This window comes from Bradyrhizobium sp. 132, assembly GCF_023074185.1.
Classification (GTDB): Bacteria; Pseudomonadota; Alphaproteobacteria; order Rhizobiales; family Xanthobacteraceae; genus Bradyrhizobium.
In genome coordinates, this window is record NZ_JADPKY010000132.1 from 364,078 (window position 1) to 380,926 (window position 16,849).

At 62.9% G+C, this 16,849-nt stretch carries 17 protein-coding genes; 12 read left to right on the top strand and 5 right to left on the bottom strand.

All coding sequences use genetic code 11. The annotated features are described in order from the left end of the window. Positions 1-15 precede the first annotated feature (15 nt). The 7 genes from IVA74_RS29635 (at position 16) to IVA74_RS29665 (ending at position 6,323) form a co-directional block, all read left to right on the top strand. Complete coding sequence (locus tag IVA74_RS29635; protein ID WP_247350055.1) at positions 16-1,275, top strand: ABC transporter substrate-binding protein; 1,260 nt, start codon at positions 16-18, stop codon at positions 1,273-1,275. 90 nt (positions 1,276-1,365) lie between these two features. Continuing rightward, positions 1,366-2,268, top strand: a complete 903-nt coding sequence (locus IVA74_RS29640) for a branched-chain amino acid ABC transporter permease (RefSeq protein ID WP_247350058.1) — start codon at positions 1,366-1,368, stop codon at positions 2,266-2,268. Beyond that, entirely contained in the window at positions 2,265-3,284 is a 1,020-nt protein-coding gene (locus IVA74_RS29645; protein ID WP_247350060.1) for a branched-chain amino acid ABC transporter permease, read from the top strand. The genes IVA74_RS29640 and IVA74_RS29645 overlap by 4 nt, the downstream gene beginning before the upstream one ends. Before the next feature lie 2 nt (positions 3,285-3,286). Beyond that, positions 3,287-4,042, top strand: a complete 756-nt coding sequence (locus IVA74_RS29650) for an ABC transporter ATP-binding protein (protein WP_247350063.1) — start codon at positions 3,287-3,289, stop codon at positions 4,040-4,042. Then, complete coding sequence (locus tag IVA74_RS29655) at positions 4,039-4,752, top strand: ABC transporter ATP-binding protein (protein WP_247350065.1); 714 nt, start codon at positions 4,039-4,041, stop codon at positions 4,750-4,752. The genes IVA74_RS29650 and IVA74_RS29655 overlap by 4 nt, the downstream gene beginning before the upstream one ends. Positions 4,753-4,954: 202 nt before the next feature. Continuing rightward, on the top strand, positions 4,955-5,134 hold the full coding sequence (locus IVA74_RS29660; RefSeq protein ID WP_247350067.1) for a hypothetical protein: 180 nt from the start codon (positions 4,955-4,957) through the stop codon (positions 5,132-5,134). Between the two features lie 130 nt (positions 5,135-5,264). Further along, positions 5,265-6,323, top strand: coding sequence for a putative sulfate exporter family transporter (locus IVA74_RS29665; RefSeq protein ID WP_247350068.1), 1,059 nt, complete (start codon positions 5,265-5,267; stop codon positions 6,321-6,323). Between the two features lie 201 nt (positions 6,324-6,524). Here IVA74_RS29665 and IVA74_RS29670 read toward each other — a convergent pair whose 3' ends face one another. The 5 genes from IVA74_RS29670 to IVA74_RS29690 all read right to left on the bottom strand — a co-directional run bounded on the left by IVA74_RS29670 (position 6,525) and on the right by IVA74_RS29690 (position 11,191). Continuing rightward, positions 6,525-7,397: an ABC transporter ATP-binding protein gene (locus IVA74_RS29670; RefSeq protein ID WP_247350070.1), complete on the bottom strand. Its 873-nt coding sequence runs from the start codon at positions 7,395-7,397 to the stop codon at positions 6,525-6,527. Further along, the gene (locus tag IVA74_RS29675; protein ID WP_247350072.1) at positions 7,394-8,263 is read right to left on the bottom strand and encodes an ABC transporter permease; all 870 of its coding nucleotides are present in this window, start codon (positions 8,261-8,263) and stop codon (positions 7,394-7,396) included. Before IVA74_RS29675 ends, IVA74_RS29670 begins: the two co-directional genes overlap by 4 nt. A gap of 35 nt (positions 8,264-8,298) precedes the next feature. Further along, complete coding sequence (locus IVA74_RS29680) at positions 8,299-9,720, bottom strand: ABC transporter substrate-binding protein (RefSeq protein ID WP_247350074.1); 1,422 nt, start codon at positions 9,718-9,720, stop codon at positions 8,299-8,301. 165 nt (positions 9,721-9,885) lie between these two features. Beyond that, entirely contained in the window at positions 9,886-10,659 is a 774-nt protein-coding gene (locus IVA74_RS29685) for a Crp/Fnr family transcriptional regulator (protein WP_247350076.1), read from the bottom strand. A 235-nt stretch (positions 10,660-10,894) separates the two neighbouring features. Then, complete coding sequence (locus tag IVA74_RS29690; protein ID WP_247350077.1) at positions 10,895-11,191, bottom strand: gamma-butyrobetaine hydroxylase-like domain-containing protein; 297 nt, start codon at positions 11,189-11,191, stop codon at positions 10,895-10,897. Positions 11,192-11,397: 206 nt separating this feature from the next. On the opposite strand from IVA74_RS29690, the gene IVA74_RS29695 reads away from it, so the two are divergent. The 5 genes from IVA74_RS29695 to IVA74_RS29715 all read left to right on the top strand — a co-directional run bounded on the left by IVA74_RS29695 (position 11,398) and on the right by IVA74_RS29715 (position 16,545). Beyond that, on the top strand, positions 11,398-12,171 hold the full coding sequence (locus IVA74_RS29695; RefSeq protein WP_247350078.1) for a ferredoxin--NADP reductase: 774 nt from the start codon (positions 11,398-11,400) through the stop codon (positions 12,169-12,171). Positions 12,172-12,275: 104 nt separating this feature from the next. Then, positions 12,276-14,018, top strand: a complete 1,743-nt coding sequence (locus IVA74_RS29700; protein WP_247350080.1) for a fumarate reductase/succinate dehydrogenase flavoprotein subunit — start codon at positions 12,276-12,278, stop codon at positions 14,016-14,018. 29 nt (positions 14,019-14,047) lie between these two features. Next, complete coding sequence (locus IVA74_RS29705) at positions 14,048-14,281, top strand: ferredoxin family protein (protein ID WP_008141081.1); 234 nt, start codon at positions 14,048-14,050, stop codon at positions 14,279-14,281. A gap of 2 nt (positions 14,282-14,283) precedes the next feature. Next, positions 14,284-15,261, top strand: coding sequence for a HEAT repeat domain-containing protein (locus IVA74_RS29710; protein WP_247350082.1), 978 nt, complete (start codon positions 14,284-14,286; stop codon positions 15,259-15,261). Between the two features lie 111 nt (positions 15,262-15,372). Continuing rightward, the gene (locus IVA74_RS29715; RefSeq protein ID WP_247350084.1) at positions 15,373-16,545 is read left to right on the top strand and encodes a fumarylacetoacetate hydrolase family protein; all 1,173 of its coding nucleotides are present in this window, start codon (positions 15,373-15,375) and stop codon (positions 16,543-16,545) included. Positions 16,546-16,849 lie beyond the last annotated feature (304 nt).

Genomic DNA, 16,849 nt, shown 5'->3' on the forward strand with positions numbered 1-16,849 from the left:
AGAGGGAGGGAAAAGATGACGAGAACCCGCACGCCGGGCATCAGCCGCCGTTCAACATTGGCGCTGATGGGCGCCGGTGCGATCAGTGTTGCCGCGCCGTGGGTGGCGCGTGCGCAAGCCAAGACCATCAAGATCGGCATGCCGACGATCCTGTCGGGCCGGGTCGCGCAGCTCGGCACGTCGTCGCGCAACGCGGTGATGCTCGAGGTCGATAAGGTCAACGCAGCCGGCGGGCTCGCCGGCCGGCAGATCGAGATGGTGATCCGCGACTCCAAGGGTCAGCCGCAGGAAGCTGCACGCGTCGCGCGCGAACTCGTCAACACCGACGGCTGCGAATGGCTGATCGACGGCGAGGCCTCGTCCGGATCGTTCGCGGTCCACGAAGTGGCGCGCGATCTCGGTGTGCTCTGCGTCCACACTTGCTCGGAAGCGTCGTCGCTGACGGCCGATCCGAAGCAGCACATCCCGAACGCGTTCCGCTGCGTGCGCCAGGGCATCCACGATTCCATCGTCGGCGGCAGCTACGCCGCGTCGATCTCCAAGGCCAAGGGCCTGAAGAAATGGGCGACCTGCTCGCCCGACTATGCCTATGGCCGCGACACCACCGGCGAGTTCACTCTGTATCTGAAGCGCTTCGCGCCCGACGTAGAAATAATCAGCGAGTCCTGGCCAAAGCTGTTCCAGCCCGACTACACCGAAGTGGTGACCAAGATTTTGCAGGCCAAGCCGCAGGCGCTGTACTCTTGTCTATGGGGCGGCGATCTCACCTCCTATATCGACCAGGCCAATATCTACGCGATGTTCGGCCAGATGGAGGTGTTCGCGGTCAACATGGCCGACTACACCGCGCTCACCGTGGTGAAGAACCTGCCCAAGGGCATCCACTCCGGCAACCGCTACATCAAGTCGTTCCCGAGCACGCCGGAAAACGCCGCCTGGGGCGATGCCTACAAGGCCAAGTACAACGAATATCCGACCAACTGGTCATGGCAGAACGCGACCGCGGTGATGTTCCTTAGCGAAGCCGCGAAGAAGGCCAACTCGACCGACGGCAAGAAGATCGCGGAAGTCTTGAAGGGTCTCACCATCAAGTGCCCGTTCGGCGCCGACGGCACCGTGACCATGCGCGGCGACGACCACACGCTGGTCGGCTACGCCATCGGCTGGGGCACCACGATCCCGCAGGAGCCCTATGTCCCCGAGGTCAAGGCCGGCGACTGGAAGACCATCTTCGAGCTCGAAGCCGAGTGGAAGAAGAGCAAGGGCTACATCTGACCTGAGACGCGGCGGAGATGGGTGACCGTCTCCGCCTGTTTCGTTTGGTTCTCCGCGCCGTATCAGGCGCGCCGCAATGAAAGTGCTCCCGTGGATCTCGACGCGCTCGCCGGCTGCCTCTCCAGCTCCGCCTGCCTGGTGACGCAAACCACCAGCGGCCTCATCATCGGCATGCTGCTGTTCCTGGTCGCGGTTGGGCTGACACTGATTTTTGGCGTGCTCAAGATCGTCAATTTCAGCCACGGCGCCTTCTACATGTTCGGCGCCTATTTCGCGATGACCGCCTATCAGTTCACCGGCAGCTTCGCGCTCGCGATGATTGCCGGTGCAGCCGGCACCGCGGTTCTTGGCTTGATCTTCGAGCGCGTCTTCATGAGTCGCGTCTACGGCGCCGACGTGCTGATGCAGTTGCTGGTCTGCTACGCCTTCGTCCTGATCTTCGACGATGTGGTGCGGTTGATCTGGGGTCCGGAATTCAAGTCGATGGGCATGCCCGCGGCGTTCCAGGTGATGCCGCTGTTCATCGCAGGTGGCGTGGTGCCGCCTTATTATCTGCTGCTGATCGGCGTGGCGCTGGTCGCGGCGATCGTGCTCGGGATTGGGCTCTCGCGCAGCCGCATCGGCAAGGTGATCCGTGCCACGGCGCATAATCCCGGCATGGTCTCCGCGCTCGGCATCAATACCGGCCTGATCTATGGCGGCGTGTTCGCGCTCGGCGGCATGCTGGCCGGCCTTGCCGGCGCGCTTGCCGCGCCCGTGCGCTCTCTGACCCCCGGCATGGGATTCTCGGTGCTGATCGAATCCTTCATTGTCACCGTGATCGGCGGCATGGGCTCGATTGTGGGCGCGCTGGTCGGTGCGCTGCTGCTCGGTTTGATCCGCTCGTTCGGCTCGCTCGGCTTTCCCCTGTTCACGGAAGGCCTGATGTATCTGTTCATGGTGATCGTGCTGGTTTCCAAGCCCACCGGCCTGTTCGGCAAGGAGGCGGCATGACCGAGCTGGAGGCCGGGCGCGTGCGGACGCTAGTGCCGGCGCGCAACGGCGCGGTGCTGCAACGCTATCGCGATGTCCTGATCGCGCTGATCGCCTTCGCCGTGCTGGCGAGCCTGCCGCTGTTCACCGGCAGCAAGGCGCTGCTCGATTTCGTCATTCGCTGCTCCGCCTACGGCCTGTTCGCGACCTCGCTCAACCTGCTGGTCGGCTATACCGGCCTGACCTCATTCGGCCACGGCATGTTCTTCGGTCTAGGGGCCTACAGTTTTGGCCTCATCATGCAGAAGCTCGGCGTGCCCATTCCGGTCGCCTTCGTCGCGACGCTCGCGATCACCGCGGTGATCGCCGCCGTCATCGGTGCGATCTGCGTGCGGCTGAAGGATATCTATTTCGCCTTCGTTACGCTGGCGTTCCAGATGCTGATCCACTCGACCATCCTGTCCTGGGCCTCCTTCACCGGCGGCGACCAGGGCCTGCGCGGTGGCATTCCGCGTCCCGCATTCCTCGGCATCAATCTCGCCAACCACGTCCATCTCTATGTCGCGAGCTGTGCGCTTCTCATCCTCGGCCTGCTCGCAATGCGCCAGATCGCGCAATCGCCATTCGGCTACACGCTACGCATGATCCGCGACAACGCCGCGCGCGCGAGCTTTCTCGGCATCGACGTCTGGCGCGCAAAACTCACCGTCTTCGTGCTCGCGGCGCTGTTCGCGGCGATGGGCGGCATGGTGATGGCGCTGTTCGTCTCCGGCGCCTATCCCGAATTTGCCTATTGGACCATCTCGGGCGAGGGCATCTTCATCAACATGCTCGGCGGCGTCTCGACCTTCCTCGGACCGATGGTCGGCACAGTGCTATTGCTGCTGCTCAACGATACCGTAACGCGCTTCACCGAGTACCACGGCATCGTGCTGGGCGTCGTCATCCTGTTCTTCGCGCTGGGCTTGCGCAAAGGCTTGCTCGATTTCGTCGCCGAATGGTTTTCGCACCGGCGCAATACGGGCGAAGGGCGCTAGCCATGCTCGAGATCCGCAATCTCGCAAAGTCCTTTGGCGGCGTGAAGGCGACCAACGACGTCTCGCTCGACTTTCCCGACGGCTCGCTCACAGCCGTGATCGGGCCGAACGGTGCGGGCAAGAGCACCTTCTTCAATTTGATCACCGGCGCGCTGAGGCCGGATTCCGGCCAGGTGCTCCTCGACGGCGTCGATCTCGCCGGCCGCTCGCCGCCGGCGATCGTCCGCCACGGCATCGGCCGCGCGTTTCAGGTCGCAAACATCTTCAAATCGCTGACCGTGCAGGAAACCATGCTCGCCGCCGTCAGCGCCGACCAGCGATCGTCAGCGGTGCTGCACAAGCGTTTTCCGTTGCCCGAGACCCGCGACCGTGCCGAGCATGTGATGGAGCTGCTGGGCCTCGCCGGCAAACGCAATCGCACGGCGGCGACGCTGTCGCATGGCGACCAGAAGCTGCTCGACATCGCACTCGCCCTGGTGCTCGAGCCGAAGGTGCTGCTGCTCGATGAGCCGACCGCCGGCATGGGCCCGGAGGAGCGCTGGCGCATGATCGACAAGGTGCGCGAGCTCTGGGAAACGCAAAAGATCACCGTCGTCTTCATCGAGCACGACATGGACATCGTATTCAAGATTGCACCGAAAATCGTAGTGCTCTGCTACGGCCGCATCCTCGCGACCGGCACGCCCGACGAGATTCGCAACAACAGCGCGGTGATCGAGGCCTATCTCGGCACCGAGCATGCGGGGGCCGCCGCATGAGTGCTGCCGTCATCGAAGTCGCCGATCTCGACGTCTACTACGGCACCAGCCAGATCCTGTTCGGCGTCGGACTGTCGGTGCGGCAGGGCGAGACCATGGCGCTGCTCGGGCGCAACGGCGCGGGCAAATCCACGACCATGAAGGCGATCATGGGTTTGGCGCCGCCGCGACGGGGCCAAATCAGCCTGCGCGGAGCGGTGATCTCCGGCCGCAAGCCGCACCATATCGCGCGCGCCGGCCTCGGTTTCGTGCCGGAGGACCGCCAGATTTTCCCGGAGCACACGGTCGAGGACAATCTCGTCATCGGCAGGAAGCGCGGGCCTGAGGGCCAGGACGAATGGCCGATCAAGCGCATCTACGACGTCTTCCCGCTGCTGGAGCCGTTGCGCCACCGTATCGCCGGACGCCTGTCAGGCGGCGAGCAGCAGATGCTCGCCATCGCGCGCACGCTGATGGGGAATCCGGCGCTGTTGCTGCTCGACGAGCCGAGCGAGGGTCTCGCGCCGATCATCGTGCAGCGGATCGGCGAGTTGTTGCGGCAACTCCGTAAGATCGGTTCGACCGTGCTGATCGCCGAGCAGAACATGCATTTCTGCCTGGGGCTGGCGAGCCATGCCACCGTCATCGACAAGGGCCAGATCGTCTATGCCGCCGGGATCGACGAACTGAAGGCCAACGAGTCGATCCGCCGCCGCTATCTGGCGTTGTAGCCGGGGCGCCGGTGCCTAAATAGGCCGGAAGAAGAAAACTAGTGCCCCGGATCGCTCCGGCGGAAGGAGTTTCCCCTCCGAGGCACTAAAAAGCCAATCGCTTCCATTGCTGTTTCGGACCGAAACGACGACATTTCCTTCAGAAATTGATGGATTGACGGCTATGGAACGCACTGGATTTGAGCCTTTCGGCGAGCAGTTGGTGTCCGCAACGGACACCCAGCCGCGCTCGCGCGGGTCAAAGCTGCTGCTGCGGGTTGGCACCGGCCTGTTCTGGTCGCTGGTCGCCGGCATCGTGCTCGCGCGTGCGGCCTTCTTCGAGCCCGGCGTCTATGACGGCTTCAGCCACGTTGCCTCGCTGGCCAAGAACCTGTTCTTCTAAGGCTGGCCTGATCTTCTGAGCCGTCCATTCCAGGCTGAGGACAGAACTTTCCCTCTGCCCTGATATGTCGAAAACTTATTCCCCAACGAAGCGGCGCTGCGTATAAATCCTTCTCCTCAGGGAGAGATTTGTGTCGCAGAATCAAGCATCCAGCCCAGCCGACGCCAAGCCGTCTACGGCCATTGGCCGTATCGTCGCGCTGCTTCCGGGTATCCTTCTCTGCATCGTCGTGGCCGGTGTCTCGGCGCTGCTGGAGCGAGCCGAGCTGGGTGTGTTCGAGCATCCCTATGTCGAGGCGCTGGTGATGGCGATTCTGCTTGGGATGGCGCTGCGCAGTTTCTGGAAGCCCGCGCCGCGCTGGCAGGCGGGCATCGCATTCAGCGCCAAGCAGTTGCTCGAAGTCGCAGTGATGCTGCTGGGGGCCTCGATCAGCTTTGCAGCCATCGCAGCGTCCGGCGTCGCGCTGTTGGCATCGATCGCAGCGGTCGTGGTGGTCGCGCTCTCCGTCTCCTTCGGCATCAGCCGCCTGCTCGGTCTCTCGACGCGGCTCTCGATCCTGATCGCCTGCGGTAACTCCATCTGCGGCAATTCGGCGATTGCAGCGGTGGCGCCGATCATCGGCGCCAACAATGACGAGATCGCATCCTCGATCTCCTTCACCGCGATCCTCGGCGTGATGATGGTGCTCGGCCTGCCGCTGCTGATTCCGCTGCTGCAGCTGTCGGCCACGCAATACGGCATCCTCGCAGGCCTGACCGTTTATGCGGTGCCGCAGGTGCTGGCCGCGACGGTGCCGGCGGGGCTTGTCTCGACGCAGATCGGCACGCTCGTGAAACTGATGCGCGTGCTGATGCTCGGACCGGTCGTCGTCGGCCTCTCGCTGACGGCCTCGCGCTGGCAGAGCGACGCCAAGAAGACCAATGTCGGCTTCTTCCGCCTGGTCCCGTGGTTCATCCTCGGCTTCCTTGCGCTGGCGACATTGCGCTCGCTGGAGATTGTGCCGGGCACGGTGGTCGGTCCGGTGACAAAGATCACCAGCTTTCTCACGGTGGTGTCGATGGCGGCCCTCGGTCTCGGCGTCGATGTGCGCGTACTGGCGAACGTCGGCGGGCGGGTGACGGCGGCCGTGACGTTGTCACTGATGCTGCTGCTCGGCATCAGCATCGCGCTTGTGCACTGGTTCAAGTGAGATTGAGCCGCGATCGCGAATTCCTCTTCCTTCTCTCCTTGCGGGAGAAGGTGCCTTGCCGAAGGCAAGGCCGATGAGGGGTCTGTATCTGCAAACGCCTCTCTCTCGTTTCGAACGCACCGATAGAACCCCTCATCCGGCGCTTCGCGCCACCTTCTCTTGCAAGGGGAGAAGGGAAGGCTGCTCGCGAGTGTCGAAGAGCTAAATCACATCCGCGAGCGAATGCCCGTGCAGCTCGATGTTGAGCCCCTGCATGCCCATGTCGTTGAGCTCGCCGCCCATTGCCTTGATGCTTTCCTCGCGGATCAGCGACATCAGCCCGCGGCGTAGCGCCAGGAATTCCGACGACATCATCATCGACTGCTGCCGCGGCCGCTCCAGCGGGATCGGAATCTCCGCCTTGATCGAGCCGGGGCGCGCGGTCATGCAATAGACGCGGTCGGACAGAAAGATCGCCTCGTCGATGTCGTGGGTGACGAACAGCACTGAGATCTTCAGCCGCTGCCACATGTTGGTAAGGATTTGCTGCATGATGACGCGCGTCTGCGCGTCGAGCGCGCCGAAGGGCTCGTCCAGCAGCAGCACCTTTGGTCCCGTCGCGAGCGCGCGGACAATGCCGACACGCTGCTTCATTCCGCCGGAAAGCTTTTCCGGATAATGCTTCTCGAAGGCTTCGAGGCCCGCAAGCCCGAGCAACGTCCGCGCGGCGCGCTCGCGCTGCGAACGCGGCATGCCGCGCATCTTCAGGCCGAACTCGACATTCTCCCGCACGGTTTTCCAGGGAAACAGCGAATATTGCTGGAACACCATGCCGCGCTCGGCGCTGGGGCCGTTCACCTTCTCGCCGTCGACGGTGACGATGCCCGTGGTCGGCTTGAGGAAGCCCGCGACCGCGTTGAGCAGCGTCGACTTTCCACAACCGGAGGGCCCGACGATCGAGACGAACTCGCCAGGCTTCACATGGATCTGCGTGTCGGTGACGGCTTCGACCGGCCCCTCGATGCTATCGTAGCTGAGGGAGAAGTTCCTGACCTCGATATGGCCTTGCGGCGCTTTGACGACGATCTCGCTCATCTTGATCTCCACGGCATTACCAATTGTCCGGCCCCCCGGATCAACATGCTCGATCCGAGGCCGAGCACGCCGATCGCGATCATGCCGAGTGCGATGTCGGCATACTGGACCAGCGAATAGGCCTCCCAAGTGAAGTAACCGATGCCGTATTGCCCCGAGATCATCTCGGCGGCGATCAGCGACACCCATGCCACGCCCATGCCCACGGTGAGGCCGGTGAAGATGTGCGGGAGCGAGGCCGGAAAATACACATCGCGGAAGATCCAGCGCTCCCGCGCGCCGAGACATTGCGCGGCGCGCACCAGCACGGGATCGACCAGCGACATGCCGTGCAGCGTGTTGACCAGGATCGGGAAGAACGATCCGAGGAAGGTGATGTAGACGATGCTTTGCTCGTTGGTCGGCCACAGCATGATCGCCATCGGCACCCAGGCGATCGCCGGGATCGGCCGCAGCACCTCCGCCACGGGGAAGATGATCTCATGGACAAGCTTGAAGCGGCCCATGACCAGACCGAGCGGCACGGCGACGATCGCTGCGAGCGAAAAGCCGAAGAAGATGCGTCGGCAGCTCAAGAGCACGTGCAGCAGGAATTTCGGATCGTGGATCGCCTTGGCAAAGCTGGCATAGACCGCGAGCGGCGAGGGCACGTTGGTGAAGCGCACAAAGAACACGACGTGATAGGTCGTGAGCAGGTGCCAGACCAGCAGGAAAGCCAGCAGCGAGATGATGCCGATCGCGGTTGCACGCAGCCCGTCCCGGTTGAGCCGGTACCAGCGCAGCGCCAGCGTGCCGAAGGAGGGCGGTGCCGCGGGTGGAGTGGTGGCGGGCACGGAGGTCGTTTCCGCGGTTGCACTTGCCGGCATGCTGTGTTCGGAATGTCTGAGGAGGGCGGGACTGCTCACGTCTTGCCTCCGCCGACCGCCACCTTCACGGCATCGTCGAAGCCGAGCACCTTGCCGCTGATTTTCGCAGCGTAGGCTTCGGCGTCCTTCTTCAGCAGGAATGGCGCAACCTCGCCATTGCCGACTGCGAAGAAGGCCTGGTCGGCGAACAGCTTGATGCCGCGGGTGGTATCGAAGAGGTAGGCGACGTTGACTTTCTTGCCCTTGGCCTTGAAGTCGGCATAGGCGCCGAGCGTGCAGGCGGCCGACGCGAAGGGCAGAATGCCTGAATCGTCGACCCATATCTCGCCGGCCTTGCGCGGATCGGCGATCGATTTCTTGCAGAAAGCGTCGTCGCCGGAGATCTCGTAATTTTTGGTGCTGGCGAGCTGCGCGTCATAGTCGAGCTTCATCTCGGCATAGGCCCTGCGGATGTAGCTGTCGTCGACCCATTTTTTGGGATCGAACTCCTTCATGCGACCGAGGTTCTGCAGCACCTTGACGTCGGCGGTGGCGGCATCGATCAGCGCCGGCTTGACGGTGGGATCGGTGGTCATGTTGCCGCCGGGCCCCAGGAAGATGTAGACGACTTCCTTGTTGATGCCGGTCCATTCCTGGATTTTTTCGGCAGCAAGCTTGGGATCGTCGCGCAGCCACTGGTTGGCGGCGATCAGAGCCTTGAAATATGCGACGACGACCTCTGGATATTTCTCCGCGAAGTCGGTGCGGACCACAATGCCGTGGAAGGTCGGCAGATTGGTCTCGACGCCGTCAAAGATCTTTCGCGCAAAGCCGCGGAACGGCAGCAGCTCGGCGAAGGGGACGAAGTCGGCATGCGCGTCGATCTTCTTCTCCTGGAGATTGGTCGAGCCGACCTCCGGGCTCTGGCTGACGAGCTGGAAGAAATCGGAGGTGTAGCCGCGGTCCTGCATCGCCTTCAGCACCATGCCGTGCGCGGCGGAGCCGAACGGCACGCTGACGAGCTTGCCCTTGAGATCGGCGAGATCGTAGTAGGGCGAATCCTTGTGAACGACGATGCCGTTGCCTGAGCCGGACAGGCTGTAGGCGGCGATGCCGATCAGCCGGCTCTTGCTCTCCGGATTGCTGTCGAAGGTGAAGCCGTTCACGATCAGCGGATAGTCGCCCATCATGCCGATCTGGAGCTTGTTCGCCATCATCGCGTTGGTGACGGGTGGGCCGGAGGTGAAGTTCTGCCACTCCAGCTCGAACTTGATGTTGGCGTATTTGCCGTCCTTCGGGAGATATTTTTCGAGGAGATGGAGCTGGCGGATGACGACGCCGGCGGTCACCGTGTTGGTGGTGGTATCCTGCGTTCCGATGCCAAGCGTGACGGTTTCGGCCGAGGCCGGCTGCGCGAGGAGAAGCGCCAGCGACGTCACCGACATCGTGATCGAGTGCGTGGAAAGACGGCGGACCATTCTCATCCTCATTCGGTTGGATGTGCTGTGGTTGCCATGATTGGGTGAGGGCGCCGACAGGGCAAATCCGGAATGTCCGCCGCAGTCGATTAGTTGCCGGGAAAAGCGGATTGCATACTCCTTGAGCAGTCCTGCACTATAAAGCCGCTTGCCTGGGCATCGGCCCTAGTCAGATCCTTGCCCCCGCATCTCTTCCAGCACGTCGGGCCGGCAGACCACGATCTGGGAGCGCTTGGTCAGCACGATTCCCTTCTCCTGCATGCGCTTCAGGCTGATCGTGACCCATTGCCTGGTGGCACCGACCATGTGGGCGATATCGGCGTGGGTGAAGGCGGCCGCGATCACCCGGCCGTCGGCGTCCTCGACGCCGTAGAGATCGACGAGATGCAGCAACAGATGCGCAAGGCGCTGCGTGATCGAGCGCGTTCCCAGCATCTGGGCCAGCGCCGAATAGCACTTGCCCTTGAAGGTCAGGCCCTCGATCAGGCCGATCGCGAGGTTCGGGATCTCTACGGCAAGGGACCGCAGCTCCTTTCCGGGCAGATGCACCACGCTGCAATTGCTGGATGCAACGCCGGACCATTGATGCACGGTGCCCTCGAACACTTCGGGCCCGCCGACGAAATTGCCGACATGCCAGTAAGCCAGTGTGATCTCGCGGCCGAGCGGGGAGGTATAGAACACCCGGATACGGCCGCTCTCGATCAGCCAGATGCCGTCATGCTTGCCGCCTTGGCTGAACAGCGTCTGGCCGCGGTTGAGCACTTTCCGGCGGCCCTGTTTCAGCACCAGCTCCCGCTCGCGCTGGCTGAGCTTGTCCATCAATGGCGGCGGTCCGCCGATCCATTGCTGGTTTTCGGTGAGTAGCAGCGAGGAACTGCCGGCAGGCCGGACTGCCGGGGGACCAGCCCCCCGAACCGCATTCGCCGCCTGCAACATCGTCTGCCTCCGGAACGTTGAAATCGTTCTAAAGAGAGCAATGTCCGTGCCAGATGGGGTGATCGGAAGCGCGTTTGTGGGGAGGCGGTGCCCCTCACTCCGCCGTCATCGCCCGGCGAAGACCGGGCGATCCAGTATTCCAGAGGCGTCAGTGGGATACCGATAGGCCACGGCGTACTGGATTCCCCGCTTGCGCGGGGAATGACAGCGGAGCAAGAGGAACGATCAAGCCGTCCTACCGCCCCGCCAGGCTCAACAGATACGGCTTGGGGTAAATCCCCCGGTTGTGCCCATCCGAAAACGAGATGTTCAGCCCATAACCGAGATCGCCGATTTCGGTGATCGCGATGCCCGGAAACCGCTCGGGGAAGCGTCCATCGAAGCGGGCGCGGGTGCAGTGGGCGCATTTGCAGGAGAGGCGGAGAGTTTCCGCGGGCAAGTCCAGCGCGTTGTCCTCTGCGGTGCGGACGCGGAGCGTCGCGAGATCGGCGCTTGCTTCGTAATCTGCCACGGTCGGTGCCACCAAGGTCATGACGTATCTCCAATCTCCCTCTACGTCGTCGCGACCCGCCGCGATAGCAACTAATTGCCGGCGCAGGCGCGGCGTGCTGATCTTCGCTGCCTCCTCTTCGATCACCGCCCACGAAATGTGAAACTAATCGACCGGGAATTTCAATTCGGCGTTGCCCGATTCCCGTCTCTTCGAAACCTTGTGCGCAATCGAGGTCAGGAGAGACAATGAGCGCATTTCAGAAGGAAACGGTTTTGTCGGTCAGGCACTGGACCGATTCCCTGTTCAGCTTCACCGCGACGCGCGATCCCGGCTTCCGCTTTCAGAACGGCCAGTTCGCGATGATCGGACTGGAAGTCGAGGGCAAGCCGTTGCTGCGGGCCTACAGCATGGCCAGCGCCAATCATGAGGAGGCGCTCGAATTCTTCTCGATCAAGGTGCAAGACGGCCCGCTGACCTCGCGGCTCCAGAAGATCAGGGAAGGAGACATCATTCTGGTCGGCCGCAAGGCGACGGGCACGCTGATCACGGGCAATCTCATTCCCGGCAAGCGCCTGTTGCTGCTCTCGACCGGAACGGGGCTTGCGCCGTTCGCCAGCCTGATCAAGGACCCCGACGTCTACGAGAACTACGAGACCATCGTGCTCGCTCATGGCTGCCGCCAGGTCTCCGAGCTCTCCTATGGCGAGCACCTCGTCGAAGGCCTGCGCGATCACGAGTTCTTCGGGCCGCTGATCCGCGACAAGCTCGTCTACTACCCGACCGTCACCCGCGAGCCGTTCAGGAATCGGGGCCGCATCAGCGACCTGATCGCCTCGAATCAACTCTTCGACGACATCGGACTATCAGGCCTCGATATCGAGACCGACCGCATCATGCTGTGCGGCAGCCCGGCGATGCTGGAGGAACTTCCCGCGATGCTTTCTGGGCGCGGGTTTGTCGAGGGCAATCACAGCAGGCCCGGCCATTTCGTGATCGAAAAAGCTTTCGTCGAGCGCTGAGCCGCAAATCGTGTCCCGGCGACAACTAATTGCTATCGCCGGACGAGCCACTGAACAAATCTGATGCAAAGGCGCCGGACCTACCGGCGAACCAGGAGCAAGCGATGGCACTAGATCAGATCGTCGACGGACTTTCGGAGGTTTCCTGCGACGTGCTGGTGATCGGCGGCGGCACAGCCGGCCCGATGGCGGCGCTGAAGGCGAAGCTGAAGAATCCGAAGGCCAATGTCGTCCTGCTCGAAAAGGCCAACGTCAAGCGTTCCGGCGCCATCTCGATGGGCATGGACGGGCTGAACAACGCCGTCATCCCCGGCTACGCGACGCCCGAGCAGTACACCAAGGAAATCACCATCGCCAATGACGGCATCGTCGATCAAAAGGCGGTCTATAAATACGCGCAGAACTGTTACAAGATCGTCGAGGAGCTCGACAGTTTCGGCATTCGCTTCCTGAAGAACGAGAACGGCGATTACGCCGTCAAGAAGGTGCATCATATCGGCAGCTACGTTCTGCCGATGCCGAACGGCGAGACCGTGAAGAAGGCGCTCTATCGCCAGCTTCGCCGCGCTCGCATCCTGATCTCCAACCGCTACATGGCGACGCGGCTGCTGAAGTCCGCTGATGGTCGTATCGCCGGCGCGATCAGCGTCAACACCCGCACGGCCGAAATCCTGGTGATCAAGGCCAAGTCGGTGATCCTCTGCATGGGCGCAGCCGGTCGCCTCGGTCTCCCGACCTCCGGTTACATGTTCGGCACTTACGAGAACGCCGCCAATTCCGGCGACGGTTATGCGATGGCCTATCATGCCGGCGCCGCGCTCGCGAACCTCGAATGCTACCAGATCAATCCGCTGATCAAGGACTATAACGGCCCGGCCTGCGCCTACGTCGCCGGTCCTTTCGGCGCCTTCACTGCCAACAACGAGGGATCGCGCTTCATCGAATGCGACTATTGGTCCGGCCAGATGATGCTGGAGTTCTACAATGAACTCCTGTCGGGCAAAGGCCCGGTGTTCCTCCAGCTCAAGCATCTGCATCCCAACACGATCGAGGAGATCGAAACCACGCTGCACAAGGTGGAGCGGCCGACGCGCGGCCTATTCCAACAGGGGCGCGGCATCGACTACCGCAAAGAGTCGATCGAAATGCACATCTCCGAGATCGGTTTTTGCTCGGGTCACAGCGCCTCCGGCGTGTTCGTCGACGACAACGCGCGCACCACTGTGCCCGGCCTTTATGCCGCGGGCGATATGGCGAGCGTGCCGCACAACTACATGCTGGGCGCCTTCACCAACGGGGCGGTCGCCGGCATCGACGCGATGGAGTTTGCCGAGAACCACGACTTTGCGGAGTTCGATGCAGCCGATGTCGCTAGGGAACGCGACCGCGTGATGGCGCCGACCAAGCGCGAGGATGGCATTCCGCCGAACCAGATCGAGTACAAGACCCGGCGCCTGGTCAACGACTATCTCCAGCCGCCAAAAGTCACGCGCAAATACGAGCTCGGAATGCGCCGCCTCGCCGAGGCACGCGAGGACATGCAGGAGCACATGATCGCGCGCAACGCGCATGAACTGCTCCGCGCCCTCGAAGTGCAATCAATCATGGACTGCGCTGACATGGCTGTGCATGCCTCGCTCTACCGCGAGGAAAGTCGCTGGGGCCTCTATCATTGGCGCACGGATTTCCCGGAGAAGGACAACGAGAACTGGTTCTGCCACACGCTGCTGTCCAAGCAGAACGACAAGATGACCAGCGAGAAGCGTGCCGTGGAGCCCTACGTCGTGCCGATCGCCGACGACGAGAAGGATCTCTACGACAAGCAACGCATTCGCGCGACAGCTTGACCCCCCGCACGAGTAACAGGAGACATACCATGCCTCTCGCTTCCTATCAGACATCGGTTCCGGTGGTCGTTGACGACGCCAAATGCATCGCCGACAAGGGCTGCACCGTGTGCGTCGACGTCTGCCCGCTCGACGTGCTGCGCATCAGCGACATGACCGGCAAGGCCTACATGGCCTATGACGAATGCTGGTACTGCATGCCCTGCGAGGCGGATTGCCCGACCGGCGCCGTCACCGTCAACATTCCTTATCTGTTGAGGTGATCATGTCGAGCCCATTCGAATCCTACGACGACCTCGAAGACGCCGACGAGCGTTTGCAGGCCGCAGATCCCGCCGAGCGCCGCGTCGCGATCATCGCGCTCGGCCATTCCGGCGATCCCGCAGCGGTCGGCCATCTCGCCAGCATGGTCGCCGATCCCGATGCCGGCGTGCGCCAGCAGGTGGCGATGGCGCTCGGCGAGTTCGACGGGCCGGAGGCCGCCAGTGCGCTCGTGAAGCTGCTGGTCGATCCCGAAAGGATCGTCGCCGCCGCCGCGGCCGACAGCATGGCCGAGTTCAAGGATCCAGCCTGCGCCGACATCATCCTGCCGCTGGTCAAGCATGCCCACGCCTTCGTGCGCATGGGCGCGTTGCGTGCGCTCAAGGAGCTGCGCTGCAAGGATACGCTGAAGCCGGCGCTGGAGGCGCTCCAGGATACGGACGCCGCCGTGCGCGTCCAGGCGATCGGTGTGATCGGTTTCCTCAAACTGGAGGAATCAATTCCGGCGCTGACCGCGCTGATCAACGATCCCGACGCGCATGTGCGCCGTGCTGCCGTCAGCGCGCTCGCCTTCTCGCAGCTGAAGCCGGCGGCCGAGACGATCACGCGTGCGCTGAAGGATTCGGACTGGATGGTGCGCGAGATGGCGGCGGAGACGCTGGGTCTCAACGTCAACGGTTCGATCGCCGCCGATCAACTGGTCGCTTCGCTCGGCGACGAATTCTGGCAGGTACGGCTGAAGGCGATCCGCAGTCTTGGTCGAATGAAGATCGAGCGCGCGGTGCGCCCGATCGGCAATTGCGTCAATCACGAGCAAGCGAACTTGCGGAAGGAGGCGGCCGCGGCTCTCGGCGAGATCGCCCATCCCGACGGCGAGGCGTTCCTCGCCGTCATCGCCGATGATGCCGATCCCGACGTGCGCAAGAATGCGCGCTGGGCGCTCCAGCAGATCGCGGCCCGAAAGGCGCGGGCGGAGGCATAGAAGCGCGGCAGGCTGCCGCTCTGGACTTCCCGTCCCAGACGTTTATTGGTCTTCGCCAACGTGATCGGCCTCTTCGAGTGCGGCCGATCCGAAAAGAGCGAGGACACGCCCATGACGACATTGACGGTTAAGGACCTTCTCCCCGAGGACGGCACGCGGGGAACGCTTGTCGGCCGCGTCTGGCTGCCGCAGGCGAATGGCCCGGCCGTGGTCGCCGTGCGCGGCGACGGTGTCTTCGACGTCACCGCGAAATTCCCGACCATCAGCGCGCTCTGCGAAGAGGACGAGCCGGCCAAGGCGCTTGCAGCGACCAGGGGTGAGCGCATCGGCGATCTCGATGCCATCGTCGCCAACACGGCGCCGGATCAGCGCGATTCGAAAAAGCCGTGGCTGCTCGCGCCGGTCGATCTCCAGACCCTGAAGGCGGCCGGCGTCACCTTCGCCATCTCGATGCTGGAGCGCGTGATCGAGGAGCGGGCGAAAGGCAATCCGGCCTCGGCGGAAGCGATCCGCAAAGAAGTGACGCGGCTGATCGGCGATGATCTGTCAAAACTCAAGCCGGGCTCGGATCAGGCGATACACCTGAAGCAGGTGCTGATCGACCAGAACGCCTGGAGCCAATACCTCGAAGTCGGCATCGGCCCCGACGCAGAGGTTTTCACCAAGGCGCCGACCTTGTCCTCGGTTGGCACCGGCATGGATGCCGGGCTGCATCCGAAATCGACCTGGAACAATCCGGAGCCGGAGCTGGTGCTGTTCGTCTCCAGCCGCGGCAAGATCGTCGGCGGCGCGCTCGGCAACGACGTCAATCTGCGCGACTTCGAGGGCCGCTCGGCGCTGCTGTTGTCTAAGGCCAAGGACAACAACGCCTCCTGCGCGATCGGCCCGCTGCTGCGCCTGTTCGACGACAGTTTTTCGCTCGACGACGCGCGCAAGCTGGACATCAGCCTGAACGTGAAAGGGGCGGACGGTTTTGTCCTCGACGGCCACTCCTCGATCAGCATGATCAGCCGCGATCCCACCGACCTGGTCGAGCAAACGATCGGCAAGGTGCATCAATACCCTGATGGCTTCGTACTGTTCCTCGGCACGATGTTCGCGCCGGTCAAGGATCGCGATGCGCCGGGGCAGGGGTTCACCCACAAGCGCGATGACATCGTCACGATCTCGGCGCCCCAGCTCGGCAAGCTCGTCAACCGCATGCGGACCAGCGACGAGTGCGAGCCCTGGACCTTTGGCATCGGTGCGCTGATGACGAATCTGGCGCAGCGGAAGCTGATCTAGCGCCGGTTTCGCTTCGCTTCATCTCACTTGCGGGGCCTCATGGTTCGAGACGCGCCGCAAGCGGCGCTCCTCACCATGAGGTTCAGGATTTAGCTGCCAACATGAACCTCATCCTGAGGAGCCCGCAAACAGCGGGCGTCTCGAAGGATGGGCCGCACACATTCTTTTCATCTTTCCGTTGCATCCGCGGAACAAAATCGCGCTGGGCGTGTCATACGATGGCGCTCCCCGCCGACTGCCGTGTTCAGCGCAAATAGTCAGATAATATGACTAGTCGGAACCAAACTTCCGTGAAATAGTCCCT